The following is a 25,889-nucleotide window of genomic DNA, read 5'->3' as shown; positions in this document are numbered from 1 at the left end:
CGTAATTTTCTGATCTACATCCTTCTAGTGCCTCACCTCCTTTCCTAAAACTGGTTTTGCGTAGATCTTCTCCACCCCTAAGACGCCAATTGCCCGTATTTTAACCGATAACTCCGGTCAGAAAGTCGCAGTTGGTGCTTGGGAAGGGTGAAAAATCACCCTTCCCAACGAAACAGCACGTGAACTAAGGCACGATCAAGGTACCCGTTTCGCCCCGCAACGCTCGCGTCAGGTTCTCCGGATTGGTGATGATGGCCTTCTTACCACCGTTCTCCAAGAAACGGATGCAGGCCTGAATCTTGGGCAACATGGAGCCTTTAGCAAAGTGTCCTTCGGCCATGTAGGCCTTTGCCTCAGCCACCGTCATTTTATCCAACCAGACCTGGTTGGGTTTGTTGTAGTTCAGCGCCACTTTCTCCACCGCGGTGCTGATGATAAAGACATCGGCCTTGATCATCGTGGCCAGCAACGACGAACCGAAGTCCTTATCAATCACGGCTTCAACCCCAACCAGTTCGCCGGTCTCGGTGCGCACCACAGGGATACCACCACCACCTACACCTACAACCACAAAGCCAGCATCAATCAGGGTGCGGATCGCCGGGGCTTCCACAATATCGATCGGAATGGGGGAAGGCACCACACGCCGCCAACCCCGCCCAGCATCTTCCACAACCACCCAGCCTTCTTTTTCAGCCCGCTCTTTGGCCGTCTTCTCATCCATGAACGACCCAATCGGCTTGGTGGGATTCTTGAACGCCGGGTCATTGCGGTCCACCACGGTCTGCGTAACCACGGCTACCGCCTTCTTGTTCATCCCACGGCGTAGGAACTCGTTATAAAGCGCCTGGGTGAACATATAACCAATCGCGCCCTGAGTATCGGCACCGCACACATCCAACGGAACCTCGTGTAACTCATGGCGGGCTAATTCCGAACGGCGCAACACAAATCCTACCTGCGGGCCATTCCCGTGGGTGACGACTACATCCCAGCCATCGGCGATCATGCCTGCAATATGGTGCATTGACTCGGCACCGGCTTCATATTGATCCTTCACCGTCTGGTGCTGAGCGTCCTTGATGAGTGAATTTCCACCTACCGCAACTACCGCTACACCTTTACGTTCCATGTTCTTTCACCTCAATCCTTAAGGTTATGTATTTATTTAGGCCATGGTCAGTGCCATGACAGCCATCTGGGCATGCATACGGTTTTCCGCCTCGTCGTAAACCACCGATTGCGGGCCGTCCATAACGCCATCGGTGACTTCAATGTTGCGGTCTGCCGGCAACGGGTGCATGTAGATGGCATCCGGTTTGGCTAATGCCATCCGGCGCTCATCGGTGATCCAATTCGAATACTTCTGCAGCAACCGTGCACCCTCCTCGGTGTCGGTGGTGTGCACCAGCGCGCCCCAAGACTTAGCATAAATAATATCTGCATCTTTGAAGGCTTCGTCCATATCATCCACGACCTCAAAGCCCGTGCCATACTTACGCGCCTGCTCACGTGCCATATCCATGATCTCTGGCATCAGGCGGAACTCGGGCGGATGCGCCAGCACAATATCCAGGCCAAAGCGCGGCATTTGCAGGATCAAAGATTGGGGCACCGAAATCGGCTTCTGATAGGACGCCGCATACGCCCAGGACACCACCATCTTCTTGCGACGCAAATCACGCCCCTTCTTCTCAAAAATGGTCATTAAGTCAGCCAAGCACTGGAAGGGGTGATAGATGTCGCATTGCATGTTGAGCACGGGCACACGGGAATATTTGGCCACCTCATTGATGTATTTATTCCCAACGCCCCACTCCACATGACGAATGGCAATGCCATCGAAATAACGACCGAAGATCTCGCCAATTTCCTTGGGGGTATCACCATGGGCAATCTGAGTCGTGCGGCTTTCGATGAACGCAGCATGCCCCCCCAGGTGGGCCATACCCGCCTCAAACGAACCCCGAGTGCGGGTGCTGCTGAAGAAGAACAGCATAGCCAGCACTTTATCGCGCAGATAAGGTGTCGGTTCACCCAACGCGCGCTTGCGTTTCAGATCAAACGCAACATCCAGCACGGTTTCGACTTCTTCTTTTGAGAAATCCAGATCGCCAATGAGGTCTCGACCACGTAGATAGGTTTGCATGTTGCCTCTCCTTTCGCTTCAGGGTGGGGGCTCTGGAAGCCCAAACTCCGACCCCCAGAGCCCGGGATAGAGTCGAATTACTCCATCGCGCCCAGAACAAGGGCTAAGATGGCCATGCGGACAACCACACCGTAGAAGGCCTCCTGCCAATAGCGTGACCAGCGGGTGATGTCTACATCTGTGGGGATCTCATCCATGCGCGGCAGCGAGTGCAGCAGGATTGCCCCTTCCTTAGCCTTGCGCTCGAGCAGTTCGCGGGTGATCTTGTAGTTAGCCGGAGTCTGTCCTACATCACCCTTACGCTCGTCGCGAGCCTTGGTGTAATCCGGTTGTACCACCGGCTCAACCAGGATGACATCGGCCTCATGGATCACCTGCTCGACGTGCTCCGCCTCCTTGAAATTGAGGCTATACTGGCGCAATTCGGCCTTGAACTCTTCGGTCAAGGACATTTCGGGAGGCGCTACAAAGGTCACCGGGCAATCGAATTGGGTCAGGGCATAGGCCAATGAGTGCATAGTGCGCATGCGCATGTCACCCACTGCCAGCCACTTCAAGCCATCAATGCGACCCTTCTCGCGAAGAACCGTGTAAAGATCGGTCAAAATCTGAGTCGGGTGCTCGCCCCAACCATCGCCCGCATTAATCACCGGGACGCTAGCCCACTTGGCCGCCTCATGCGGAGCGCCTTGCTGGAAGTGACGCATTACAATCACGTCACCGTAGAACTCCAGCATTTTGACGGTGTCCTTGATGGACTCCTGATACCAGTCGCCTGCCCGGGTCATCTTAGCATCGGCGAACCCGGTCACATGACCACCCAGACGATGCATCGCGGCTTCATGCGCCAAGCGGGTGCGGGTGCTCGGTTGATAAAATGCAGTCACCAGGGTTTTGTGAGCCAACAAGTTGCTGTTGCGGCGGCTGCGCGCGATGGGTTCCATCTGCTCGGCAACTTCAAAGATGCGGAAGAACTCTTCGCGTTCAAAGTCCTTCAAAGAAAGAATGTCACGACCTAAGAAACTACGCATGATTGACCTCCATGTTTAAATAGAATTTTTATGTTTTTTCGTTTGACCTTTATTTGGTCTGTTCAGGATTCGTCCAACCTACTTGGCACCTCCTCCTTGACGTTCAAATTCGAGAGTACGAACGGGTGTTCCCACCCGGCGCACAACATGGAAGCGGAAATACCCTGGCAGGAAATAACTGTGTGAAAAATCCACCACATTTCCACCCGCATCAAACAATTGGGCTTGGAACATCAGCAACACATCGCCGCGCTGGATCTCCAACCGTCGTGCAATGTCTGACGATGCGGCTACCGCGCGGATCTCGGTGAAGGAATCTGCCAATTGGGGAGTCCCACGGTGAAGTAGAAAGTCCAGCACCGAACCCGTAAAGCCCTCGCTGAGTTCCTCCGGGGTCAAAACATTTTGCGGCAGAATGTCTACCAGAAAAGCAACCGGACGGTTATCGGCCAGGATAACGCGTTCCACCCGCACAACAGTCGTGCCTGGCGCAACACGCAAGCCTGTGGCCACCGTGTCATCGGCGCCAACCTGGGCAATGGTGCATTCGCCCATATGGACTGCCAGGCCGATACGTTGAGCCAACGTCTCCAGACTTTCCAAAACCTCCAAACCCGATTCGATCACCCGCGGGTGCTGCACGACAAATGTTCCTTTGCCTTGACGGCGTCGAATCAGGCCCTGCCCTTCAAAAGACCGCATGGCCTCGCGCAAAGTCGCCCGTGAAACTCCTAGTTCCTTGGCTAATTGCGGCTCAGAGGGTAGGCGCTGGCCCGGTGGTGTGTTGGCAATCAGTTCCGCCAGCTGGATTTGTAATCGCTGGTAAGGGTGTTGGTTTTCCATCTCACCTCTCGACAACTGGGATGAACTTAAATTGGGTTACATCCACCAGGCCCAGATCAGAGATACGCAGTTCGGGGATGACCACTAGGGCCAACAAACTCAACTGCATGTTGGGGTTGTTCAGCGTGCACCCACAGGCACGAAAACCTTCTAACACGCTTTCGGCTTGGGCTGCAACCTCTTCGGCCCGTTGGTTTGACATTAATCCAGCAATGGGCAACTCAACCTTACCGATAATCTCTCCGTCTTTAACCACGACCTGCCCACCCCCACATTCCGCAAGCGCATTGACGGCTTGTGCCATACAGGTTTCATCGGTGCCCACCACAATAAGATGATGGCTATCATGGGCCACGGTTGTGGCAATCCCACAGCGGGCGGTGAAGCCAAACCCATGTACCAACCCTACCTGCACCACCCCGCTTGCCCGGTGGCGCTCAACCAGGGCAATTTTGGCAATATCACTCTGGGGATCAGGTTTAATTTCGCCCTTGGTTACTTCCACCGTCAGACGCAAATGGCGGGTCGGAGCCTGATTCTCGATAACACCGATGACATTCGCGGTAACCTGTCCTTGTTGAATTCCAGGTACCACCAATTTAAAATCTTCTGCCGTCAGCGGACGCTTAAGATGCACAGAGTGCAAGACCCAATCGGGGTAGGCGATGGTTGGTAATTCAATGAGCCACTGCCCCTCGCGAGCAATCCACTGACCCTTAGCCATTACTGCTGTAGGTCGGAAATTGACCAGATCAGGTACTAAGAGAATATCCGCATAGCGCCCAGGTGCAATCATTCCCAAATCGCGGCTGACCCCAAAGTGCTCGGCGGTATTTATAGTCGCCATCTGAATCGCCGTTATGGGCCGCAACCCCTGGGCAATGGCATGCCGAACCACCCGATCCATATGCCCTTCTTGCACCAAAGTGGCCGAATGACTATCATCTGTGCACAGCAAAAAGCGGCGAGGATCCAGACCCAATTCGGTTACCGCACGCACCTGAGTGGCCACATCGTGCCAGGCTGAACCATATCGCATCATCACGCGCATTCCCTGACGCGCACGGGCCACGGCGTCTTCTAGCCGCGTACCTTCATGGTCATCCTCGGCGCCACCTGCCACATAGCCGTGGAAAGGCAAACCAAGATCTGGAGAAGCGTAGTGCCCGCCGATGGTCTTGCCGGCATTTCGGGCGATTGCCATTTCCGCATGAGGCTTTTCGCGGCCCTCATAAACGCCTGGGAAATCCATCATTTCACCTAAGCCGATAATCCCCGGCCAGGTCATCGCTTCAGCCACCTCATCAGGACCAATGGTTGCCCCCGGCGTTTCTAAACCCGGAGCAGAGGGGACACACGAGGGCACCTGCACAAACACATGGATGGGCTGTTGTGCTGCCTCATCCACCATCAACCGCACACCTTTAAGACCAAAGACATTGGCAATCTCATGTGGATCAATAAACATGCCGGTTGTGCCATGCGGCGCCACTGCGCGTACAAATTCGGTCACAGTCAACATGCCCGACTCCACATGCATGTGGGCGTCTAAGAGGCCGGGCACGAGATAAGCGCCCTGCGCATCCACAACCTCGGTTCGCTTGCCTATCGTGTGGCTGGCATCCGGCCCTACATAAGCGATTCGCTCGCCCAAAATCGCGATATTGGTATTGGGAATAATCTCGCCCGTTTGCACCGACACCCATAGGCCATTGCGAATCACCTTGTCGGCGGGCAGGCGCCCCATCGCGCAATCCACTAATCGGCGGGTCACTTCGGGGGTAATCTGTTTGGACATCGTCTCCTCCTGTTGAAGAGCCCTGACGAGAGCGGGTTGAACAACCGATAATAAACGCCAACCTAGCCTTGCAGTAACCGCTGAGCGGCGCGGTTATGCCGTTCGATCAGATGCTGTAAATCCACCGTCTGCAACACCCCATCTTTAACGATCATTCGACCATGAACCACAGTGTAACTTGCTCGTTGTGGCTGGCAGAAAACGAGCGCCGCCACCGGATCATGCAGAGCGCCAGCATAATCCAGCGCACTCAAATTGAAGGCCACAAAGTCAGCGCACTTTCCCGGTTCCAGGGAGCCAATATCCGAACGCCCCAACACGGCGGCACCGCCGCGGGTGGCTAATTCCAGCGCTTGCCGTGCCGTCATCAGTGGCGGGGCATCCTGGCTCGAGAGCGAGGCACCTTCTAACCCGGCAGCCAACCGTGCCAGCAGCATCGCCTGCCGAGCCTCACCCAGCATATGTGAACTATCATTGCTCGCAGACCCATCCACCCCCAAGCCCACCTTAACTCCGCGAGCAAGGTAACGCATGACCGGTGCAATTCCTGAGGCCAAGCGCATATTCGAACTCGGACAATGCGCTACCCCACACCCAGTTTGGGCAAATACTTGTATTTCAGCCGCATTGACGTGCACGGCGTGAGCGAACCACACGTCATCCCCAACCCATTCCAGGCTCTCCATGTAAGCCACAGGTCGGTAACCAAACTTTTGCAGGCAGAAGACCTCTTCGTCTTGAGTTTCAGCCAAGTGGGTATGGAGATGGACACCATACTGCCGCGCCAAACGCGCACTTTCGCGCATTAAGTCGCCGGTAACACTGAAGGGAGAGCACGGCGCCAGCACAATTTGAACCATTGCCCCTGGTTTAGGATCATGATAAGTCTCAATCAAGCGCTGGCTATCTCGCAAGATATGGTCTTCTGTGTCCACGACGCTGTCTGGCGGTAAACCACCCTGGCTTTCTCCCAGGCTCATCGAACCCCGTGAGGCGTGCAGGCGCACCCCCACTTCACGGGCAGCGGCAATCTCATCATCCAGACGCGATCCATTGGGGAACAGGTAAAGATGATCCGAGGCCGTCGTGCATCCCGAAAGCGCCAGTTCTGCCAGCGCGGTCTGGGTAGAGATGTAAATATCCTCCGGCGTCATCCGTGCCCAAATCGGATATAGCGTCTTCAGCCAGTTGAACAAATTGGCATTCTGCGCTTCCGGCACCGCGCGGGTGAGCGTCTGGTAGAAATGATGATGGGTATTGATTAACCCTGGGATCACAATGTGGCCGCGCAGGTCGAGCACCTCATCTGCCGCCTCGGGCAATTCCGAGGTCGGCCCCACCTGTTCGATAAAGCCATCCCGAATGAAAAGACCTCCCTCGGGAATTTCCCGACGGAGGTCATCCATAGTGATTAGAAGTGTGGCATGCTTGACAAGGAGGGTGGACATGGTTACGCCAACCACTCAGGAAGGAGGAAGAAAGGAGGTTTGGTCACGGCTTGCCCTGTTGATCACCTGGACGTTTATAGATTAACCGAAACTTGTCATTTTGTCAATTGTCTGACAACATGATTTTTGTCACATTTCTGCCAGTTCTGCTGCTCGCAGGGTGTTATTCAGCAACATCGCGATAGTCATTGGGCCAACACCTCCGGGCACCGGTGTGATATAACCGGCCACTTGGCGCACTTCTTCAAAGGCCACATCCCCTACTAGGCGCTGTCCCTTAGGATGGGATGGGTCTTCAATCCGATTGATACCCACATCAATCACTACTGCGCCCGGCTTAACCCAATCCGCTCGCACCATTTCAGGGCGCCCCACGGCCGCCACCAGGACATCCGCCTGGCGGGTCACCGCGGGCAAATCTCGCGTGCGCGAGTGACAAATTGTCACCGTAGCATCCGCCCGCACCAGGAGTAACGCCATTGGCATCCCCACGATGTTTGACCGCCCTAAGACCACGGCATTCAATCCACGCAACGAGGGCACCACCCGTTCGATCAGGTACAAACAGCCAGCCGGGGTGCATGGGACAAACAACGGCTCGCGGCCTTTTTGCGCTAGGCGGCCAATATTAACAGGGTGAAAGCCATCCACATCCTTCTGAATGCTGATCGCCCCCAGGACTCGCTCCTCATCTAAGCCGTCAGGTAGAGGCAATTGAACCAAGATGCCGTGAATGCGCGAGTCCTGATTCAACTCCCTGACCAGCCCTTCCACCTGTTCTTGAGTAGCCGTCGCGGGGAGTTCAAATCCAAATGACTGGATTCCAACTTCTTCGCAAGCCTTGCGCTTGTTACGGACGTAAACCTGTGAGGCCGGATTATCCCCAACTAAAACCGTAGCCAGACCTGGCACAGCCTTACCTGCCGCCACGCGTTCGGCCACGGCTTGCTTGACCTCAGCCCGAATCTGTTCCGCCACGGCTTTTCCATCAATGATCTCCGCTGGCATACGTCTGTCTCCTTTCCTTGGTCAAATCCACAAGTTGCTCCTCGGCTAACTTGTCCCCCAATTAAGTTCTCTGACATTTTACAACAGTTTACAAGTTAAGTCATCCGTCACCACTCATCAATCTGTATGACAAATATCCCATCTTCATGGGTCACCCGGTAGATTAAAATTCTTCTAGTTTCGGATATAATGTTTTCAGGAGGTCATTGAGATATGAGCAATATCTGCGTCATTGGCACCGGCTATGTGGGTTTGGTCACCGGTACGTGCTTTGCCGATTTAGGGAACAAGGTCGTCTGCCTGGATATTGATGAAAAACGGATTGAAAAATTGAAACAGGGCATTATGCCCATTTATGAACCGGGGTTAGAGCAACTGGTAGCCCAAAATGTTCGCGCGGGGCGCCTCTCCTTCACCACGAGTTACCCCGAAGCCCTCAAAGAGGCCGAATTTGCCTTCATCGCCGTGGGAACGCCTTCGGGTGTAGATGGTGAAGCCGATTTGCAGTATGTGCGCGCCGTTGCCGAGGCCATTGCCGATCATGTGGATCACCCCATCATTGTCGTCAATAAGTCCACCGTTCCGGTTGGCACTGGCGACTGGGTGGCCGATATCATCCGCAAACGGCGTTCCGGGCGTCCACTGCAATTCTCGGTTGTTTCAAATCCCGAGTTTCTGCGCGAAGGTTCGGCTATTCACGATTTTATGAACCCCGACCGGGTAGTGCTGGGGTCTTTAGATCGCGAAGCCGCCTCGAAAGTTGCTCAACTCTACCTCACCCTACGCTGCCCCATTCTGATTACCGACCTACGCACGGCAGAAATGATCAAATACGCTTCTAATGCTTTTTTAGCTACGCGCATTTCTTTTATTAATGAGATTGCGACCATCTGCGAAGAATTGGGCGCTGATGTGCGCCAAGTGGCGATCGGCATGGGATTGGACAAACGCATCGGCCCCGCCTTTCTGGATGCCGGTTTAGGCTGGGGTGGAAGTTGCTTCCCTAAAGACGTTAAAGCCCTGGCCCACATGGCTGTTCTGCACGGTTCTAACCCCCAATTACTGCAAGCCGTCATGGATATTAACCGTAACATGCGCCGCCGCGTGGTGATGCGCCTGCGCAAAGCCCTGGGTACCCTCAACGAAAAAGTGATTGGAGTGCTTGGGTTGTCCTTTAAGCCCAATACGGATGATATTCGCGAAGCACCTGCGCTCGAACTCATTCACTTGATGGAAAATGAAGGCGCCTTGATTCGGGCTTATGACCCCCAGGCTATGGAAAACGCTCGCCCTCTGCTCCCCAAGGCTGTATTGTGCGCCAACCCTTATGAGGTCGCCGAAGGCGCCGATGCTTTGGTCTTAGCCACCGAGTGGAATGAATTCAAACAACTCGATTTTGAACGTATTTATCGTCTGATGCGCAATCCCTTGATCATGGATGGGCGCAACCTCTGGGATCCCGACCATCTCCGCAGTCTTGGTTTCACCTACTTTGGCATTGGTCGCGCGACTAACGGTGTTGTTAGTGGATAATCCCTTCAGGCCCACCTTCATCCGGTGGGCCTAATTTTTTATACTAGAGAGGGCAATGATGAAAGTTCTTGTGACCGGCGGAGCGGGATTCATCGGGAGTCACCTGGTAGATAGGCTGTCCCAACAAGCCGAATACGAGGTAATTATCCTCGACAATCTCTTGCGAGGTCGGTTAGAAAATATTGCCCATCATCGCCATAACCCCCGCATCGACTTCGTGCATGGGGATGTACGTCGCTATGGGGATGTGCTCGATGCTATGCGCGGCTGCCAGATCGTGTATCATCTGGCAGCCCAAACACGCGTCATGAGCAGTGTAAGCCGGGTAGACGCTTGTTTTGAAACCAACGTCATCGGCACATTCAACGTACTCAAAGCCGCCCATCACCTTGAGGTTTCTAAAGTCATCTTCACCTCGTCGGGCGAGGTCTACGGCGAACCACGTCATCTTCCGGTTGATGAGAGTCATCCGCTGCGGAGCAAAAACCCTTACGGCGCTAGCAAGGTCGCCGCGGAGGTATACTGCCAAGTGTTTCAGGAAATATATGCTCTGCCCGTCATCGTCCTCCGCCTCTCCCATGTTTACGGTCCCCGTGACGTTGAACGAGTTATCCCCATTTGGGTTCGCAACGCCTTGGACGGAAAAGACCTGATTGTTTACGGTGGGGAACAGATTATTGACATCATCTGGGTTGAAAAAGTGACTGAGGCGTTACTGCGAGCCACTGCTCTACCCACCCCTTCCGAGCCCATCAACATCGGCAACGGTAAAGGCGTCCCGATTCTCACTCTGGCCAAGCGCATCCTGGAACTCACCAATTCCCCTTCGCAACTTGTGCTGAAGCCCCCGCGCGCTGCCGAAGTCGTGCGTTATGAGCCCCGCGTCGAACGCATGCGCACCTTGCTTGACCTGCACCCTACTGAGGACGCGCTTGAACATCTTCCCGAATTGATTACCATCTGGCGCGAAAGCCTCTAATGCCGTTTAAGCCGAATAAGCCGGGGTAAACCAACGGTGTTCTTCCAAATAGCGCTTAAGGTATTGCCCGGTATAAGATTCGGACACCTGGCAAACTTCCTCGGGAGTTCCGGCAGCGACCAATTGCCCACCCCGGTCGCCGCCCTCCGGTCCCAGGTCTATGATGTAATCCGCCACTTTGATGATATCTAAGTTATGCTCAATAATCAGCACCGTATTCCCTGCATCTACCAATCGCTGCAATACTTCGATCAGTTTATGCACATCGGCGGCATGTAACCCCACCGAGGGCTCATCCAAGACGTAAAGCGTGCGTCCAGTCGCACGCCGCGATAGTTCACGAGCCAATTTCACCCGCTGCGCCTCACCTCCAGAGAGTGTCGGGGCGGGTTGCCCAATACGGATGTATCCCAACCCCACATCTTCGAGCGTGCGCAACTTATTGACAATGGATGGGAAAGCCGCAAACAGGTCAATCGCCTCGCTAACCGTCGTGTCCAACACCTCGGCAATGTTCAGTCCCTTATAGCGGACTTGTAGCGTTTCGCGATTAAACCGTGCCCCATGACACACATCACAAGGCACATAGACATCGGGCAAGAACTGCATTTCAATGCGCAACTGCCCCTGCCCCTGGCATGCCTCACACCGCCCGCCGTGTACGTTGAACGAGAATCGCCCGGCTTTATAGCCGCGCATTCGGCTTTCAGGCAACTCGGCGAAGAGTTTACGAATCTCGTCAAATAGGCCGGTGTAAGTTCCCGGGTTGGAGCGAGGTGTGCGTCCAATCGGCGACTGATCAATATTGATAACCTTGTCAATGTGCTCAATCCCTTCGATCCGATCATAGTCGCCCGGTTGAGTGCGCGCACCATGCAGTTCCTTGGCCAGTGCCTTATAGAGCACATCAATCATCAGCGTAGATTTACCCGATCCGGACACCCCAGTTATGCAAACAAAACGTCCCAATGGGATACGCACGGTCAAATTTTTCAAATTATTAGCCCGCGCGCCCACAATGGTGAGCCATTTTCCATTGCCCTTACGCCGCTGGGTTGGCATCGGCACCTGCATCCGTCCCGAGAGATAAGCCCCGGTCAGCGATTGAGGATGGTTGAGAATGACCTCAACCGGCCCTTCCGCCACCACATAGCCGCCGTGCTCACCTGCCCCCGGCCCCAAATCAATCACCCAGTCCGCCGAACGGATGGTTTCCTCGTCGTGCTCTACCACCAAGACCGTGTTACCCAAATCCCGTAAACCTTTCAGCGTTGCCAGCAGACGCGCGTTATCCCGCGGGTGCAAACCAATTGAAGGCTCATCCAGAACGTATAGCACTCCCATCAACCGTGATCCCACTTGGGTCGCCAAGCGGATGCGCTGCGCCTCACCTCCCGATAAGGTATTCGCTGAACGACGCAGGGTTAGATAATCCAATCCTACGTCTACCAAGAAACCCAAACGGGCTCTGATCTCTTTCAAAATGCGGTCAGCAATGGTGCGTTGCCGTTCGGTAAGAGGAGAATCCTCCCCCATGAGTCGCTCAACCCAGGCTAGGGTGCGGTTCACCGGCCAATCCGTCACCTCGACGATGTTATAGCCATCTACGGTAACCGCCAGGGCTTCAGGGCGCAGGCGCGTCCCCTTACAGGTTGGGCAGGGTTGGTCGGTCATAAATTCGGCGATGCGGGCTCGAATATACTCAGAGTTTGTCTCCCGATAGCGTCGCTCCAAGTTGGGAATGACCCCCTCAAAAGGCGTTACATAACTGGCCTGGCGATCATTGCGCCCATGCAAATGAACACGTATCTCTTCTCGCCCCGTACCATAAAGAATTTTGTTGAGTTTCTCTTCCGGAATGCTCGAGACCGGTGCATCCAGGTCTATATCATAAGCCTTGGCCACCGCTTCAATCATTTGCCAATAGTATCCCCCTTGTTCACGCGGCCCATTCCACTCCAGGGCGACAATTGCGCCATCGTTAAGCGAGCGCTCTTTATCCGGGATGATCAAATCGGGATCAATTTCAAGGCGGCTACCTAGCCCCTGACAATCGGGACAAGCACCGTGAGGAGTATTGAACGAAAACGTCCGCGGCTCAATTTCGGGCAGACTAACCCCATGCTCTGGACACGCTAGATGTTCTGAGAAAAACAAATCCTGAGGCGGATCGAGGGAAATATTTTGGACAATCAAGTACCCTTCCCCCACCTTCAACGCCGTCTCAACCGAATCGGTCAGGCGTGAGAGAAAAGCGCGCTGTTCTTCCTCATCCCCTGTATTTCGGATCACTAGGCGATCTACAACGGCTTCAATGTTGTGGATCTTATAGCGATCTAACGTGATTTCGTCATCCAGGCTGTAAATCTTGCCGTCTACCCGTACCCGCACAAAGCCAGCCTTACGAATTTCTTCAAAAACCGCCTGGTAAGTCCCCTTGCGTCCTCGAACGACCGGGGCCAAAATGACCAAACGCGTCCCTTCGGGCATTGCCAGTAAAGCATCCACAATTTCTTGGGCAGATTGACGCACCACTTCGCGCCCACAAACCGGGCAGTGCGGAATACCCACCCGTGCAAACAGCAGGCGCAGATAGTCGTAAATTTCGGTCACTGTCCCAACCGTCGAGCGAGGGTTATGGGAAGTGGCTTTTTGATCTATGGATACTGCCGGTGACAATCCCTCGATGTAATCCACATCCGGCTTTTCCATCTGCCCCAGGAACTGACGGGCATAGGCCGAAAGCGATTCTACATAACGCCGCTGCCCCTCGGCAAAAATGGTATCAAAGGCCAACGAGGATTTGCCCGATCCCGATAGCCCGGTAATGACGACCAACTTATCCCGAGGGATTTCAACAGTGATATTCTTCAGATTATGCTCACGCGCGCCGACCACGCGAATTTTATTCTGCATCATCCCTTTCACCTCACGCTAGTACGTCAATCCAACCTGTAACCGTTGAATATTTTGACCTTTAATTCTAATCCTATCGCCTCTTTTCTAAGGCCAATTACCCTTAATCGTCAAAACTTTTTAAGGTCTCTGAAGCGGGATTTGTCCTCGATGATGGCCGCTCCAACGTATAATACATCTATATTTTCCATCCGAGGTGCGTTGTATGAAAAACGACTCTCACCGCCGCGCTATCTGGGCTTGGACGATGTATGATTGGGCCAACTCTGCCTTTGCTACTACGATTATGGCCGCTGTTCTCCCTGTGTACTATGCCTCGGTCGCGGCCGCGGATCTCCCTCCCAACGAAGCCACATCCAATTGGGCTTTTACGACCACCCTCGCATTGGTTTTGGTGGCTGTGCTTGGCCCCATTCTCGGCGCTATGGCCGACTTCAGCGGCGCCAAGAAACGCTTTTTAACCGTTTTCGCCCTCCTGGGCATTTTCGGCACTGCTTTACTTTACTTCGTCCAGCGCGGCGATTGGATCATGGCCTCACTCTTTTACATTCTGGGAAGCATCGGTTTCTCAGGAGCAAACGTGTTTTATGACTCTTTACTTCCCCATGTTGCCACCCCGGATGAAATCGATCAGGTTTCCTCACGAGGGTATGCCATGGGGTATGCTGGCGGAGGAATCCTATTGGCCGTAAACATGGCTATGATTCTTTTCGGCCCCAAAGTCCTGCCTCAACTTATCCCCACCTTAGCCCTTGAGGAAAGCGTACTAACCGCCTGGATGACTCGGTTGGCTTTTGTAACCGTTGCAGTATGGTGGTTTATCTTTACTATTCCCCTCTGGCGCTATGTCGCTGAGCCTCCTCGCCGGATCTTCAGCAATGAGGTTGATTTCAACCCGGTAAAAGCCAGTTTTTCTCGTTTAGCCAATACCTTCCGCAACATCCGTCAGTATCGGGAATTGATGAAATTTATCATTGCTTTCTGGTTATACAACAATGGTATTGGCACCATTATTTACATGGCTACCATTTATGGCACTGAATTGGGGTTTGGAATTGAGACCACCGTTGGCACGCTGCTCATGGTGCAATTCGTTGCCATTCCTTTCGCTATCCTCTTCGGCTGGCTGGCGAAGAAAATTGGCACAAAACCAGCCATCTTACTCAGTTTGGCCGTTTACACCGCCATCGCCATTGGGGGCTACTTTTTGCGCACACCTTTACACTTTTTCTTGCTCGGTTTCGCCGTGGCAACCGTCCAGGGAGGTAGCCAGGCTCTCAGCCGTTCTCTCTTTGGACGAATGGTGCCCAAAAGCCAATCTGCCGAGTTCTATTCCTTCTTTGGCGTGAGCGAGAAAATTGCCGGTACCGTCGGGCCGCTGGTTTTTGGCATCGTCAGCCGCTTGATGGGGGGCAGCCGCTTCAGCATCATCTCACTGATTATCTTCTTTACTTTGGGCATGTTGCTCCTTACCCGTGTCAATGAACAAGAGGGGATTCGGATTGCGGAAGCCGAAGAACAGGCCCTGCTGGTTCATGCTCCAGTGCCCACCCCGTGAGAAACCCCAGAGGTCAAAATGAGATTGCGCTTTAATCCTCTCCAACCCGATCCCGAAGCGTTACCTCCGGCACAAGTCCGCTTCGAGAATATTAGGATAGAACCCTGGCCCGAAGGGACCAAGATTCGCGTCCTGATGGAACTCACGCCCTTTCAATCTCCCCCAAACCTCGAGGTGGTTATTACCGATGCCGAAAACCAGGAAGTTACCTCCGCCCACATTATTGAAAATGTAGATTACCGCCTTGTGATTACCCTGCACCTGCGCCGAGCCCCTGCGAGCCCACACTACCAATTGACGGCCCGACTGATTTACCCTGATCTGGGTACTGTGGACGAACGAAACCTTACGTTTGATCTACCATCCTCGCCACCTCAGCCATAAAAGAACGTGCCATCTCATCACCTGGTGTGACTCTTGCACCTCCACTTTGCATTATTGAAAGTTGAACCCCAGTCGGGCGGTGCTACAATTATTGGCAAGAGCCACGTTATATGGCTGAGATAAAGCCACCTTCCACCTCCCATCATAGGTTAATCCTGGCCAGCCTATTGTTGTGCTTGATTCTTGGGCTTGGAGTACTCCGGGCAACCCTGTTACCAACTTCTCTAACCGTAAGGGGTAGTTTTTTGCTCACCTCCAGCCCCCCCGCGCTAAGTCCGGAAAGCACAGATGCCGTCAATCTTCCTGCTTCCACATCTATTCCCGTTCTCTCCACCACGGTAGCTCCTTCCGGGGTCGTGGTCTTGGCCTTAAGCGATGGCCCATTTATCCATCTTTTTGCTTACCACCCCTACAGCCTGCCCTTAACCCGACTAACCGATAACCCCTGGGACGACATACACCCTGCACTCAGCCCTGATGGTCAAAAATTGGCCTTTGTGTCGCGACGCAATGGGTTTTGGAACATCTATGTGCTTTCTCTTACGGATGGCAAACTCACCCAGATCACTGATACCCCCGAATATGATGGACACCCCACCTGGTCGCCCGATGGTCAATGGCTAGCCTATGAGTCTCTCATCAACGGCAATCTGGACATCCTGGTCAAGTCGGCATTGGATCCATCACAACCCCCAATCCGACTAACCGATGACCCGGGCTTAGATCTCTCGCCTCAGTGGTCCCCGCAAGGACGCGAGATCCTTTTCACCTCCACTCGCTCAGGCCAAACGGATGTTTGGTTAGCCCGTCTCGACCTTACAGATGACCGCTTCGTCAATTTGTCCCAATCTCCGGATTGTGATGAGCATGATCCAGTCTGGTCACCCGATGGCCGTTATGTGGCCTGGGGTGGCTGCAGTGCCAATGAAAATGCCATCCTGGTATGGGATGGATTTAATCCTGAAAAGAAACCGCAACACTTGATGAGCGGTGAAAGTCCTCTTTGGTCACCTCAAGGCGATAACATCCTCGGTATTCTTTCCACCCCTAACCAATACCTTTTGGTGGGATATGATATCCATCGGGGCACCTTATGGCTTCCTCCCCAGCCCTTACCGGGTAAAGTTCATGGATACACTTGGGGTTCAGAGCGGGCTTTTGAGGCCATTCAGCCTTACCTCCTCCCTGGCCCCAGTCAATTTATACCGCCTCAAACGCCAGTCGCATCTCAATCCCCTGGTAACCGTTTAGTGCCATTAGATGACGTTACCGCGCCTTATCCCTATCTTCTCGCCGAGGTCTTACCAGCCTTTACCCTTCTACGCCAAGAGACAGCCCGTCAGGTTGGGTGGGACGTACTGGGCAGTCTCGAAAGCGCCTACATGCCGATTAGTGAACCCACCAACGCCGGACACGTGGATGACTGGCTGTTAACCGGACGCGCTTTTTCCTTAAACCCTCTGCTTCTGCAAGCCCAATGGATCGTGCTAACACGCGAGGATTCTTACGAGGGCACTTTCTGGCGGCTCTGGGTACGCACCCGTTACCAAGATGGCTCCCAGGGTGTTCCTCTTACCTCTCCCATCTGGAATATGGATGCCCGTTTCAAAGGTGACCCCAAAGCCTACGAACAGGGTGGGGCTCCAGAACCACCCCCTTATGGTTACTGGGTGGACTTCACCGAACTCGCACAACGCTGGGGATGGGAACGCCTACCAGCACTTCCGACCTGGCGTAGTTACTATCCCGCGGCGCGATTCAACCAATTTGTATGGCGGAACGGTTTAGATTGGGAAGAGGCCATTGCACAAATCTATCCTGTGGAAGCCATCAACCCGCCGACGCCCTTACCAACCTGGACTGTCACCCCATCACCAACCCCCACCCCCAGGAGTTACACGTCTCCATCGCCAACGACCACTGAGGTAGTGTCTTCGCCCGTCTCACCTCGTCCTACGTTGACCCCTCCAAGTCAGATGCGCGGCCCATGAACAGACAGCCCTCCTATAATTTAGTACCCGTTATTCTTTTGATCCTTCTATCCCTATCTCAGAGCGGATGCACAGCCACGGCATGGGCGGATTCCGAGGCAGTCACCGTGGTACAGCCCAGTCCTTCTCCCACATTGGCAGGGCAGTCCGTGTCACAACCGTCATCACCCATCCCAACCTCTTGGCCGCAAGCCAGTGATCCCCCACTCCGTTTCACTCTCCCCACCCCCGCCCCATTGCCGGTTTCAATATGGCGCCCACCTTTGTATACTCCCCCTCTGGCGCTAACCCCTTATGATCACTTCCTCTTCTCCCGCCCTATCGCTGCCGACGAGGTCAACTGGCCACTCCCAGAATACCGCTATGGTGATTACTTCACCGGTACTGACATCGTCCACACCGGCATAGACATTGATGCGCCTCGTGGCACCCCGGTGCTTGCCGCTGGTGAAGGCGAAGTCGTCTGGTCGGGTTACGGCCTCTATGCTGGCCGGGATCGTCCCGATGATCCTTATGGATTAGCCGTGGTTATTCTCCATGATTTTGGCTACCAGGGACGAAAACTTTACACCGTTTATGCCCATATGGATGAGATTACCGTAACCAGCGGGCAAAAAGTGCGTACGGGAGACGTCTTGGGATATGTGGGGAGCACTGGTTTTACCACCGGCCCACACCTGCATTTCGAGGTACGGATCGAGCAAAACTCGTTCTTTGTCACCCGCAACCCCGAACTATGGCTGGTACCACCCCAAGGCTGGGGCGTGCTGGCCGGGCGGCTGCTTAAAAACACTGGACAACCTATTGAGCATCTTACGATAGACGTGCAGGCGCTTGATTCGAGTCAAATGTGGCAGGTTCGCACCTATGCTCCTCATAGTGTGAATAGCGACGATTACTACCGTGAAAACCTGGTGCTAAGCGACCTGCCCGCTGGGAAGTATCGTATCACATTCAAGTATAAAGGGACGCCCTACCACTTTGAAACCGAGATATTGGCAGGCATGGTTCGCTATTTCACTTTCCGCGAAGGTCAGGGATTTTCTACGTCGCTACCAACGCCTCCTCCACCTATTGTGTTACCCGCTGACAATTCACCCCACTAACCTTCAAAATCCCCATCAATCCCCCCTCCAATCCCCCAGCCCTTGACAATTCGGGCATCCGGTTACAAAATAGGGCAGCATCCCCATCCCGGGAGCATTGACCTGCATGTGCAATTTTTTATGGAGGAATAAACTCATGACGGTGCGAAAAATCTTGGCGTTTAGCCTATTAAGCCTATCCTTGGCGATCCTTTCAGCCTGTAACCCGGCCTCACGCACTCCAACCCCTGATCCGGCTCAAATCTACACCGAAGTTGCACAAACCGTGCAGGCAGGGTTAACCCAAACGGCGGCTGCTATGCCCACCACTACCCCCACGATTACCCCACCCCCGACGGCTACGGCAACTCCCACGCTGGCCGTTACCCTTCCACCCGCGGGCGAAACCACTACGCCGGTTGTCAGCCCTACCCGCCCCGGCGCCAACCTTCCCGACCGCGCGGAATGGGTGAGTCAATCACCGGCAGATGGCACGGTTTTACTGCCCGGCCAGGAATTTACCATGACCTGGACCATCCGCAACATCGGCGACACCACCTGGACCACTGCCTATCAATTGCGTTTCTATCTCGCCAATCAGGCGCTTCGGTTAGGGGCCTCAGACATTAAGTTTCCCAAGGAAGTGAAAAAAGGTGAGACGGTAGATTTGAGCCTCACCATGAAAGCCCCCACCACACCGGGGGATTACACCAGCGTGTGGGTACTGACAAACGCAAACGGGCAGAACTTCTACACGGTATACATCACGATCAAGGTTACCGGGGCGACCGCAACCGTAACACCAACAAACACCGCCGCGCCCACAAACACACCAGAGCCCACCGTTACCCCAACCAGTTAAGTCATACACCAGCATGGCGGGTTCTCTGCCCAATCCAGAATACCTGATCGAAGCACTGCGGTTCAAGGCCGAGCAACTCGGCCTTGAACTTTTGGGTATCACTCAACCGACCACTCCCCCACATGTAACAACGTATGAAACTTGGGTCAAGCAAGGACGCTATGCGCAAATGGATTATATGGCTACCGAGCGCAACCGCTACTTGCGCGTGCACCCCGAAGCCATTATGGCTGAAGCCCGCGCGTTATTAGTGGTAGGTATGCGTTATCCCAATCCCCAGGCAATTCCACCGCCACCCTCTCCCTATCCATTCGGACGGATTGCCTCTTACGCCTGGGGAAAAGACTATCATTATATTATCCCCGAACTGCTTAAGGAACTGCTGAAGGAACTTGAGGCTTGGCTGAGCGCACCGATTCTGGCACGCATTTACACGGATACCGGCCCCATCCTTGAGCGTGACTTTGCACAGAAGGCAGGTTTGGGCTGGATTGGAAAAAACACCTGTCTAATTCACCCGCGTAAAGGCTCTTATTTCCTGCTCGGCGAAGCATTTATCAATGCCCCTCTCCCGCCCACGCCGCCCTTTACGACCGACCACTGCGGTTCCTGCCGCCGCTGCATTGAGGCATGCCCTACTCAGTGTATCCTTCCGGATCGTACTCTTGATGCGGGACGTTGTATTTCCTACCTTACTATTGAGAATAAGGGCCCCATACCACGTGATCTGCGTTCCTCGATTGGCAATTGGGTCTTTGGGTGTGATGTTTGTCAGATGGTCTGCCCCTGGAATGTACGCTTCGCCTTATCTGAGGGCAGCCCTGCCTTCGCCATGCGTCCAGATATTGCCTTTCCCAATCTCATTGATGAGTTGTCCCTCTCGCCCATGGATTTCAAAGCCCGTTATGGCAATACCCCGGTCATGCGCGCGCGGCGGCGCGGGTACCTGCGCAATATCGCTGTTGCGTTGGGTAATTCAGCAGATCCAGATAGTGCCCCTCACCTCGGCCTGACATTGAAAAACGAACCCGAGCCTCTCGTTCGGGCTCATGCGGCTTGGGCCCTAGGTCGAATCAAGACCCGCTTAGCCCGTAAGCACCTCTCCGAAGCCCTTCAACGCGAACCCGATCCAGACGTGCAAATTGAGATCAAAGCCGCTCTTGAAGATACGGACTGATTTTTACGTCTTACGTCGTGAGGCTTGTACCCATCGCCCCCAGATTTGGGTCATGGAATCCCACAAGCGCGAAAGAAAACCCCAGGTTTGACGCCGTGGAGGTGGAACGATTTCCAGGCCTTCCCACGGGTCCAAATCGAATAATTTACGCAAGGCATAGGTAAGAATCAATTTAAGCGAAGCCAACACCGGCGCCGCTAACACGACCCCGATAATTCCAAAAAGATTGGCCGAGATAATCGCTGCCACCATCACCGCCGCCGGATGGACACGTAACGCTTCACCCATCAAGCGCGGCACCACCAGGTTATCCATGATGACATCAGTAATCCAGGCACAACCGACCACCAGCAGCGCATAGGAGATCGGTAATAGACCAAAGAGGGTCGAGCCCTGTAGAAATGCAACCAACCCATAAGTAATCCAAGCTACTGCCGGCCCCACATAAGGGATAAAACGCGCCAAACCAGCCAGTAGCGCTAAACCAAAGTAAAACTTCACCCCCAGTACACCCAAAAGAACGATATAGATTAATACAGTAATTGTAAAGATCACCAATTGACCGCGCAGAAAGGCATTCCAAATCCGACCCAACTCAATGCTCAGCCGCTGCAAATCCTCGGCATATCCGGGGATTTGAATGTTTAGGAGTTGTTGGCGTGCATTCTCGGCATCAGCCAAGATAAAATAGGCCACCAGAAGGGCAAAAAACGTCCATCCAATCGCTGTCGCAGCCCCGGCCGCAAAGGCGCCGACGAGATTTCCCAACCTGGCTAATAGGGGTTGCACAATTCCCAGCAACTGATTGGCTAGATCGGTGACGGCTACCGTGCTGAAATCAAAACGGAACGGCCCAATCTCAATCGGATGCGCCGCCAAGTTCTGAAGAACCTGGGGTAAAATGCGCACCTGTGTTTGCAAAAAGTTGATCAGGCTTTGAACCTGCTCAAAAACCGCCAAGCCCCCCAGGGTTAGTAAGCCTACGAAGAGGAGGATAATGAGCACAAATAATAACGTACTGGCTAAGCGCCAGGGTAAATGTAAACGCCGATTTAGAAACCGCACCACCGGGTAAAGCAAATAGGCGATAAGAAAGGCCATCAAGAGCGGGCCGATAACTTGACGAAAACGCATTAAGAGGCCCGCGAGAAGGGCTACCAAGGTTAATGCCACCACCAATTTGGTGGTGCTACTCCACCGTGGGGAAGAAGGGGGTGATGTCTTAGAACCAGGGTGTTCCACGTTAACCTGTGCCGTAATTCTCAATAATGCGGTGAGATGATTTTTATTATGGACAGGCTCCCGGGAAAAAGATATTGGTTATCCCGGGAATAAGGTCACAATAAAGATTGAAATAATCAATAATAAACAGTGCCACCACACCGCAGATAAGGATAACACCAGCCAAGGCTAACACTACCCAAATCCAACCCGGCCAGCGGCGACGAACTGGTTTGGGCTCAGGAGAGGAAATAGGCATTTCTTCCCAACCATGTAGAGGCGCTTCTGAAATGGGCGATTCCGCCAAAGAAGGCTCTTCCTGCCTTGGCTCAGGAGAGGATGACTCGGTCATTGCGCCGCGAAAGACCGCCACAGTTTCATCAATCGCTTCCGGAGTCACCTCAAACACCAGGCTGGTGTGCTCCCCAAATTCAAGCACATCACCATGATTCAATGGTTTGGTAGCCGTGATCATCTCTCCGTTCACCAACGTGCCATTGGTTGACCCCATATCCTCTACGACATAGGTATTACCACGGCGAAGAAAGCGGGCATGACGGCGCGAGACTTCGGGATCGGTGATCACAATATCATTCGAGGGGTCACGTCCTAACCAGATCTCATCTTTTTCAAGCGGAAACCGCTCACCAGGCGTAGGACCAGTCCGCATATAAAGTTGGAAAGAAGGGCTCATCAGTCACCTCGCCAGGATTTAGACTCGTCAGATAACCTCAGTTTAGCAAGGGCGAGGGCTTCTGTCAAACCGTTGCAGGTTCATCTTCCCAAATTAAAAAGACCCCGCCGTGCCGTGTGCTGCGCAGTTTTGAACCTGCTCTCGCAGGAGTTGGGTCCCTCCACCTTGGATCCGCCTTGGCCGAAGCCTATCGCGTTTCGCAAGGATGAGTCGGAACCCTCGTGATAGGTGTTGGCTCAAAACCGGTCGTGCGGCATCACGTACACAGCAGGGCAATTTTTTTATACCACAAATTTTTTCAAACGGGTAGATTGTTAATGGTTATTTTGTCAAGGCGATACCTTATCTTGTCCAGACAAAAACAGAAGAATAAGAGAAACTATTCTCGATTGACGAGATAATCTTACCCGGGTATACTGACTGACAAGAAAATTCAAGGCCGTTACCCAAAATGCGAGCCTTCATTGCGATTGAGTTCCCTAAAGATATTCAACACCAACTGGGAAACCTGGCTCAAAACCTCCGTTCATCCGGTTTACGAGGGGTGCGCTGGGTTGCGCCTGAGAATATTCATCTCACCCTCAAATTCCTGGGAGATATCAAAACCGAGTCAGTTCAATTTCTTACCCACCACTTGCCCACCATAGCGAAGGCTTACTCTCCGTTCACCCTTCATCTCCATGGCTTGGGTGTCTTTCCGGGACTGCGCCATCCCCGCGTCTTATGGGTTGGTGTGGTGGCACCCACTCCTCTTTTTGACTTACAACGGGATATTGAGGCACTCACTCAGCGCCTTGGCGTTCCCCCCGAAAATCGCCCGTTCACACCTCACGTTACCCTGGGGCGCATACAAGCCGATTTCGGGCCTCAAGACCAAGCCTTGCTTGAGACCCAATTACAAGCGTCTACCTCAATCTTCCATATGTCGCTCCAGGTCAATCAAGTAGCCCTTTTCCGCTCCGATTTGTTCCCCACCGGAGCACGTTACACCCTGCTCTTTCACGCTGACTTTTCTGAAAGAGATGAAAAATAACCGGACATCCCGCAGGTTTTCGAATAGGTTATGCTAGAATTTAAGCAGATCTAATCCATCCCTTCATATCGAGGTGACTTCTGAACGCTCTAGAACTCGCTCGCCACATCGTCAACGCATTAGAAGAGAAGAAAGGGGAAAACATCCTGCTCCTGGATATTCATGAACTGGCAAATTTCGCCGATTATTTTGTCCTCTGCTCCGGGACGAGCGAGCGAATGCTCGAAGCCCTGGCCGATGCTGTTTGTGAGAGCGCCAAACAACACTTTAGCCTGATCCCGCGCCAGGAAGGTTATGCTAGCGCTGGGTGGGTCGTTGTGGATTTAGGGGACGTGGTAGTTCACCTTTTCTCTCCCGAACGGCGCAACTATTACCGCCTGGAAGACTTGTGGAGCCAGGCCAAAGTATTGGTAAGGCTGCAATAATTTACCCGTAGTGGCGTGTTCAAACGAATAAAAAGAATAAGGAGGGGAGGATGAGCATGAACAGAGCCAGCCGGTGGGCATGGGTAGCGCTTGCAATGATCATCGTAGGGCTTACCGCTTGTTCTCAGAACGCATTGCAGCCTACTCTTACTCCTACTACCTCATCTCGTATCCCTGGGTCACTAATTCGCTTCCGTGGGAATTATTTTTCGACCGCTGGTGAATGCGGTTATTGTCACACCGCGCTTAAATCCGTCAATGGAACCGTTTACTCCATCCAAGACGATTGGCGTAGCACGCTCATGGCAAACGCAGGCCGTGATCCCTATTACCTTGCCCATGTTGCGGAAGAAGTAAATCGTCACCCCCAACATCGAGAAGTAATTGAAGCCAAATGTGCTACCTGCCACATTGGGATGGCTTCATTAACGGAAGCGTTTTCGAACAGCGAAGTTGCGATTTTAGGCGATCAGGGGTTGCTCAACCCCGACAACCCTCTTTATCCATTAGCACTGGATGGTGTATCGTGCTCGCTCTGCCACCAAATTCAAGACATTAATCTGGGCACACCACAAAGTTTCAGCGGAGGGTTCAACATAGACTCCAACACCCCCGCGGGGAAACGCATAGTTTACGGACGGTTTGACGTGAATCCGGCTATGGCAACGGTAATGCAAAGCGCATCCGGGTTTATCCCTCAAACCAGCGCTCATGTGACCCGTTCTGAATTCTGCGCCGTTTGCCACAATCTTTTCACCCCCTACGTGGATGACAATGGTAACCTGAGCACCGACCTGTTTGCGGAACAGACGCCCTATACCGAGTGGGTGCATTCGGCATACCGCGATTCCCAAGCGTGCCAGGATTGCCACATGCCCACAGCCACCGAAGCCGTCCCGGTGGCTAATACCGGTAGTCCCATGCGTGACCCTTATCACCAGCATTACTTCGTCGGTGGCAATCAGTGGATGCTGAACCTTCTCAAAACTCATCCCGACAAGTTTGCGGTGTCCGCCGAGTCGGCACAGTTCGATCAAACCATTGCCCGTACTCTCGATCAATTACAAACCAAAACGGCTCATATCCAGTTGACCGCCGAACCCCAAGATCAAAGCCTAAAGGTTAATGTGCGCATTGATGTGCTGACCGGACACAAATTTCCCACCAGTTTCCCCTCCCGAAGGGCCTGGATTCACATGATCGTTCGCGATGCGGATGGAAAAGTGCTCTTCGAATCCGGTGCGTTCCAGCCAGATGGTAGCATCATTGGCAATGATAACGATGGCGACGAAACCAAGTACGAACCCCACTATCAGATCATCACCCGTCCTGATCAGGTTCAAATCTATGAGCCAATTATCGGAGATCCGAACGGTCAAGTTACAACCAGCCTGCTCCGAGCTCAACGCTACTTAAAGGATAACCGTCTCCTTCCGACAGGATTAGATAAGAATACCCTCCCCAGCGAGATTGCGGTTTACGGAGAAGCCTTACAAGATCCGGATTTCCAGGCTGGTGGTGATATTGTGCACTACCAGATCTCGTTTGACTCTCCCCCCACCTATCCCCTTAGTATTGAAGCATCGCTGTATTACCAATCCATTGGCTTCCGGTGGATGCATAAATTTTCCTCATTAAATCTCACCGCAGCCCAAAACTTTATGGCCTTGGCCGCCAGTGTTCCGAACTCGCCAATTCCGATTGCCACTGCTCGAATTACTCTAAACACGGTTCAGCCCTGAACAAGTCCAGCA

Annotated in this window: 21 protein-coding genes and 1 other RNA gene; 11 read left to right on the top strand and 11 right to left on the bottom strand. The window is 53.4% G+C overall.

Features of this window, described 5'->3' with window-relative positions; translation table 11 throughout:
- Positions 1-184 precede the first annotated feature (184 nt).
- The 7 genes from arcC to folD all read right to left on the bottom strand — a co-directional run bounded on the left by arcC (position 185) and on the right by folD (position 8,277).
- On the bottom strand, positions 185-1,132 hold the full coding sequence (arcC, locus tag QYE77_RS14140; RefSeq protein WP_315626098.1) for a carbamate kinase: 948 nt from the start codon (positions 1,130-1,132) through the stop codon (positions 185-187).
- Between the two features lie 36 nt (positions 1,133-1,168).
- Positions 1,169-2,149, bottom strand: coding sequence for an ornithine carbamoyltransferase (locus tag QYE77_RS14135; RefSeq protein ID WP_315626096.1), 981 nt, complete (start codon positions 2,147-2,149; stop codon positions 1,169-1,171).
- 77 nt (positions 2,150-2,226) lie between these two features.
- On the bottom strand, positions 2,227-3,180 hold the full coding sequence (gene pyrB / locus QYE77_RS14130) for an aspartate carbamoyltransferase (RefSeq protein ID WP_054520900.1): 954 nt from the start codon (positions 3,178-3,180) through the stop codon (positions 2,227-2,229).
- A gap of 78 nt (positions 3,181-3,258) precedes the next feature.
- Positions 3,259-4,023, bottom strand: a complete 765-nt coding sequence (locus tag QYE77_RS14125; protein WP_315626095.1) for a GntR family transcriptional regulator — start codon at positions 4,021-4,023, stop codon at positions 3,259-3,261.
- A 1-nt stretch (position 4,024) separates the two neighbouring features.
- A complete protein-coding gene (ade, locus tag QYE77_RS14120) occupies positions 4,025-5,821 on the bottom strand; it encodes an adenine deaminase (protein WP_315626094.1) in 1,797 nt (598 codons plus the stop codon).
- A gap of 62 nt (positions 5,822-5,883) precedes the next feature.
- The gene (locus QYE77_RS14115; protein WP_315626093.1) at positions 5,884-7,269 is read right to left on the bottom strand and encodes an 8-oxoguanine deaminase; all 1,386 of its coding nucleotides are present in this window, start codon (positions 7,267-7,269) and stop codon (positions 5,884-5,886) included.
- Between the two features lie 129 nt (positions 7,270-7,398).
- Positions 7,399-8,277 (bottom strand): bifunctional methylenetetrahydrofolate dehydrogenase/methenyltetrahydrofolate cyclohydrolase FolD, encoded by an 879-nt coding sequence (gene folD, locus QYE77_RS14110; RefSeq protein WP_315626092.1) that lies wholly within the window; start codon positions 8,275-8,277, stop codon positions 7,399-7,401.
- 213 nt (positions 8,278-8,490) lie between these two features.
- Between folD and QYE77_RS14105 the strand changes: the two genes are divergently transcribed.
- Both QYE77_RS14105 and QYE77_RS14100 read left to right on the top strand, forming a co-directional pair.
- Positions 8,491-9,810 carry a UDP-glucose dehydrogenase family protein gene (locus QYE77_RS14105; RefSeq protein WP_315626091.1) on the top strand — a complete coding sequence of 440 codons (1,320 nt, stop codon included), beginning with the start codon at positions 8,491-8,493 and terminating at the stop codon, positions 9,808-9,810.
- 55 nt (positions 9,811-9,865) lie between these two features.
- The gene (locus QYE77_RS14100; RefSeq protein WP_315626090.1) at positions 9,866-10,789 is read left to right on the top strand and encodes an SDR family NAD(P)-dependent oxidoreductase; all 924 of its coding nucleotides are present in this window, start codon (positions 9,866-9,868) and stop codon (positions 10,787-10,789) included.
- A 6-nt stretch (positions 10,790-10,795) separates the two neighbouring features.
- On the opposite strand, the gene uvrA is transcribed toward QYE77_RS14100, so the two are convergent.
- Entirely contained in the window at positions 10,796-13,708 is a 2,913-nt protein-coding gene (gene uvrA / locus QYE77_RS14095; protein ID WP_315626089.1) for an excinuclease ABC subunit UvrA, read from the bottom strand.
- A 202-nt stretch (positions 13,709-13,910) separates the two neighbouring features.
- On the opposite strand from uvrA, the gene QYE77_RS14090 reads away from it, so the two are divergent.
- From QYE77_RS14090 to queG, 6 genes are all read left to right on the top strand, one after another.
- A complete protein-coding gene (locus QYE77_RS14090) occupies positions 13,911-15,263 on the top strand; it encodes an MFS transporter (RefSeq protein WP_315626088.1) in 1,353 nt (450 codons plus the stop codon).
- Between the two features lie 18 nt (positions 15,264-15,281).
- Positions 15,282-15,647 (top strand): hypothetical protein, encoded by a 366-nt coding sequence (locus tag QYE77_RS14085; RefSeq protein WP_315626087.1) that lies wholly within the window; start codon positions 15,282-15,284, stop codon positions 15,645-15,647.
- A 110-nt stretch (positions 15,648-15,757) separates the two neighbouring features.
- A complete protein-coding gene (locus QYE77_RS14080) occupies positions 15,758-17,638 on the top strand; it encodes a TolB family protein (protein WP_315626086.1) in 1,881 nt (626 codons plus the stop codon).
- A gap of 263 nt (positions 17,639-17,901) precedes the next feature.
- Entirely contained in the window at positions 17,902-18,744 is an 843-nt protein-coding gene (locus QYE77_RS14075; RefSeq protein WP_315626085.1) for a peptidoglycan DD-metalloendopeptidase family protein, read from the top strand.
- Positions 18,745-18,880: 136 nt separating this feature from the next.
- Positions 18,881-19,585, top strand: coding sequence for an NBR1-Ig-like domain-containing protein (locus tag QYE77_RS14070; protein ID WP_315626084.1), 705 nt, complete (start codon positions 18,881-18,883; stop codon positions 19,583-19,585).
- A 13-nt stretch (positions 19,586-19,598) separates the two neighbouring features.
- Positions 19,599-20,762 (top strand): tRNA epoxyqueuosine(34) reductase QueG, encoded by a 1,164-nt coding sequence (gene queG / locus QYE77_RS14065; RefSeq protein WP_315626083.1) that lies wholly within the window; start codon positions 19,599-19,601, stop codon positions 20,760-20,762.
- A gap of 3 nt (positions 20,763-20,765) precedes the next feature.
- Here the strand turns inward: queG and QYE77_RS14060 are convergent, their stop codons facing one another.
- The 3 genes from QYE77_RS14060 to ssrS all read right to left on the bottom strand — a co-directional run bounded on the left by QYE77_RS14060 (position 20,766) and on the right by ssrS (position 22,954).
- Positions 20,766-22,004 (bottom strand): AI-2E family transporter, encoded by a 1,239-nt coding sequence (locus QYE77_RS14060; protein ID WP_315626081.1) that lies wholly within the window; start codon positions 22,002-22,004, stop codon positions 20,766-20,768.
- 46 nt (positions 22,005-22,050) lie between these two features.
- A complete protein-coding gene (locus tag QYE77_RS14055) occupies positions 22,051-22,677 on the bottom strand; it encodes an FHA domain-containing protein (protein WP_315626080.1) in 627 nt (208 codons plus the stop codon).
- A 97-nt stretch (positions 22,678-22,774) separates the two neighbouring features.
- Positions 22,775-22,954: non-coding RNA, 6S RNA (ssrS, locus tag QYE77_RS14050), on the bottom strand.
- A 174-nt stretch (positions 22,955-23,128) separates the two neighbouring features.
- Between ssrS and thpR the strand changes: the two genes are divergently transcribed.
- The 3 genes from thpR to QYE77_RS14035 all read left to right on the top strand — a co-directional run bounded on the left by thpR (position 23,129) and on the right by QYE77_RS14035 (position 25,877).
- A complete protein-coding gene (gene thpR, locus QYE77_RS14045) occupies positions 23,129-23,710 on the top strand; it encodes an RNA 2',3'-cyclic phosphodiesterase (RefSeq protein WP_315626079.1) in 582 nt (193 codons plus the stop codon).
- Positions 23,711-23,790: 80 nt separating this feature from the next.
- Positions 23,791-24,135 (top strand): ribosome silencing factor, encoded by a 345-nt coding sequence (gene rsfS / locus QYE77_RS14040; RefSeq protein ID WP_315626140.1) that lies wholly within the window; start codon positions 23,791-23,793, stop codon positions 24,133-24,135.
- A gap of 50 nt (positions 24,136-24,185) precedes the next feature.
- Positions 24,186-25,877, top strand: a complete 1,692-nt coding sequence (locus QYE77_RS14035; RefSeq protein WP_315626078.1) for a hypothetical protein — start codon at positions 24,186-24,188, stop codon at positions 25,875-25,877.
- Positions 25,878-25,889: the final 12 nt, after the last annotated feature.

Origin of the sequence: Thermanaerothrix solaris (assembly GCF_032334255.1) — a bacterium.
Taxonomy (GTDB): domain Bacteria; phylum Chloroflexota; class Anaerolineae; order Anaerolineales; family Anaerolineaceae; genus Thermanaerothrix; species Thermanaerothrix solaris.
Note: the sequence above shows the minus strand (reverse complement) of the source record. Positions and strands in the feature narration are given on the sequence as shown.

Excerpts from the sequence above, each read along its gene's own strand:
- uvrA (WP_315626089.1), bottom strand. The coding sequence starts at position 13,708 with ATGATGCAGAATAAAATTCGCGTGGTCGGCGCGCGTGAGCATAATCTG.
- QYE77_RS14080 (WP_315626086.1), top strand. The coding sequence starts at position 15,758 with ATGGCTGAGATAAAGCCACCTTCCACCTCCCATCATAGGTTAATCCTG.
- ade (WP_315626094.1), bottom strand. The coding sequence starts at position 5,821 with ATGTCCAAACAGATTACCCCCGAAGTGACCCGCCGATTAGTGGATTGC.
- QYE77_RS14125 (WP_315626095.1), bottom strand. The coding sequence starts at position 4,023 with ATGGAAAACCAACACCCTTACCAGCGATTACAAATCCAGCTGGCGGAA.
- QYE77_RS14090 (WP_315626088.1), top strand. The coding sequence starts at position 13,911 with ATGAAAAACGACTCTCACCGCCGCGCTATCTGGGCTTGGACGATGTAT.
- folD (WP_315626092.1), bottom strand. The coding sequence starts at position 8,277 with ATGCCAGCGGAGATCATTGATGGAAAAGCCGTGGCGGAACAGATTCGG.
- QYE77_RS14135 (WP_315626096.1), bottom strand. The coding sequence starts at position 2,149 with ATGCAAACCTATCTACGTGGTCGAGACCTCATTGGCGATCTGGATTTC.
- QYE77_RS14055 (WP_315626080.1), bottom strand. The coding sequence starts at position 22,677 with ATGAGCCCTTCTTTCCAACTTTATATGCGGACTGGTCCTACGCCTGGT.
- QYE77_RS14035 (WP_315626078.1), top strand. The coding sequence starts at position 24,186 with ATGAGCATGAACAGAGCCAGCCGGTGGGCATGGGTAGCGCTTGCAATG.
- QYE77_RS14070 (WP_315626084.1), top strand. The coding sequence starts at position 18,881 with ATGACGGTGCGAAAAATCTTGGCGTTTAGCCTATTAAGCCTATCCTTG.
- QYE77_RS14085 (WP_315626087.1), top strand. The coding sequence starts at position 15,282 with ATGAGATTGCGCTTTAATCCTCTCCAACCCGATCCCGAAGCGTTACCT.
- pyrB (WP_054520900.1), bottom strand. The coding sequence starts at position 3,180 with ATGCGTAGTTTCTTAGGTCGTGACATTCTTTCTTTGAAGGACTTTGAA.
- thpR (WP_315626079.1), top strand. The coding sequence starts at position 23,129 with ATGCGAGCCTTCATTGCGATTGAGTTCCCTAAAGATATTCAACACCAA.
- queG (WP_315626083.1), top strand. The coding sequence starts at position 19,599 with ATGGCGGGTTCTCTGCCCAATCCAGAATACCTGATCGAAGCACTGCGG.
- QYE77_RS14115 (WP_315626093.1), bottom strand. The coding sequence starts at position 7,269 with ATGTCCACCCTCCTTGTCAAGCATGCCACACTTCTAATCACTATGGAT.
- arcC (WP_315626098.1), bottom strand. The coding sequence starts at position 1,132 with ATGGAACGTAAAGGTGTAGCGGTAGTTGCGGTAGGTGGAAATTCACTC.
- QYE77_RS14105 (WP_315626091.1), top strand. The coding sequence starts at position 8,491 with ATGAGCAATATCTGCGTCATTGGCACCGGCTATGTGGGTTTGGTCACC.
- QYE77_RS14100 (WP_315626090.1), top strand. The coding sequence starts at position 9,866 with ATGATGAAAGTTCTTGTGACCGGCGGAGCGGGATTCATCGGGAGTCAC.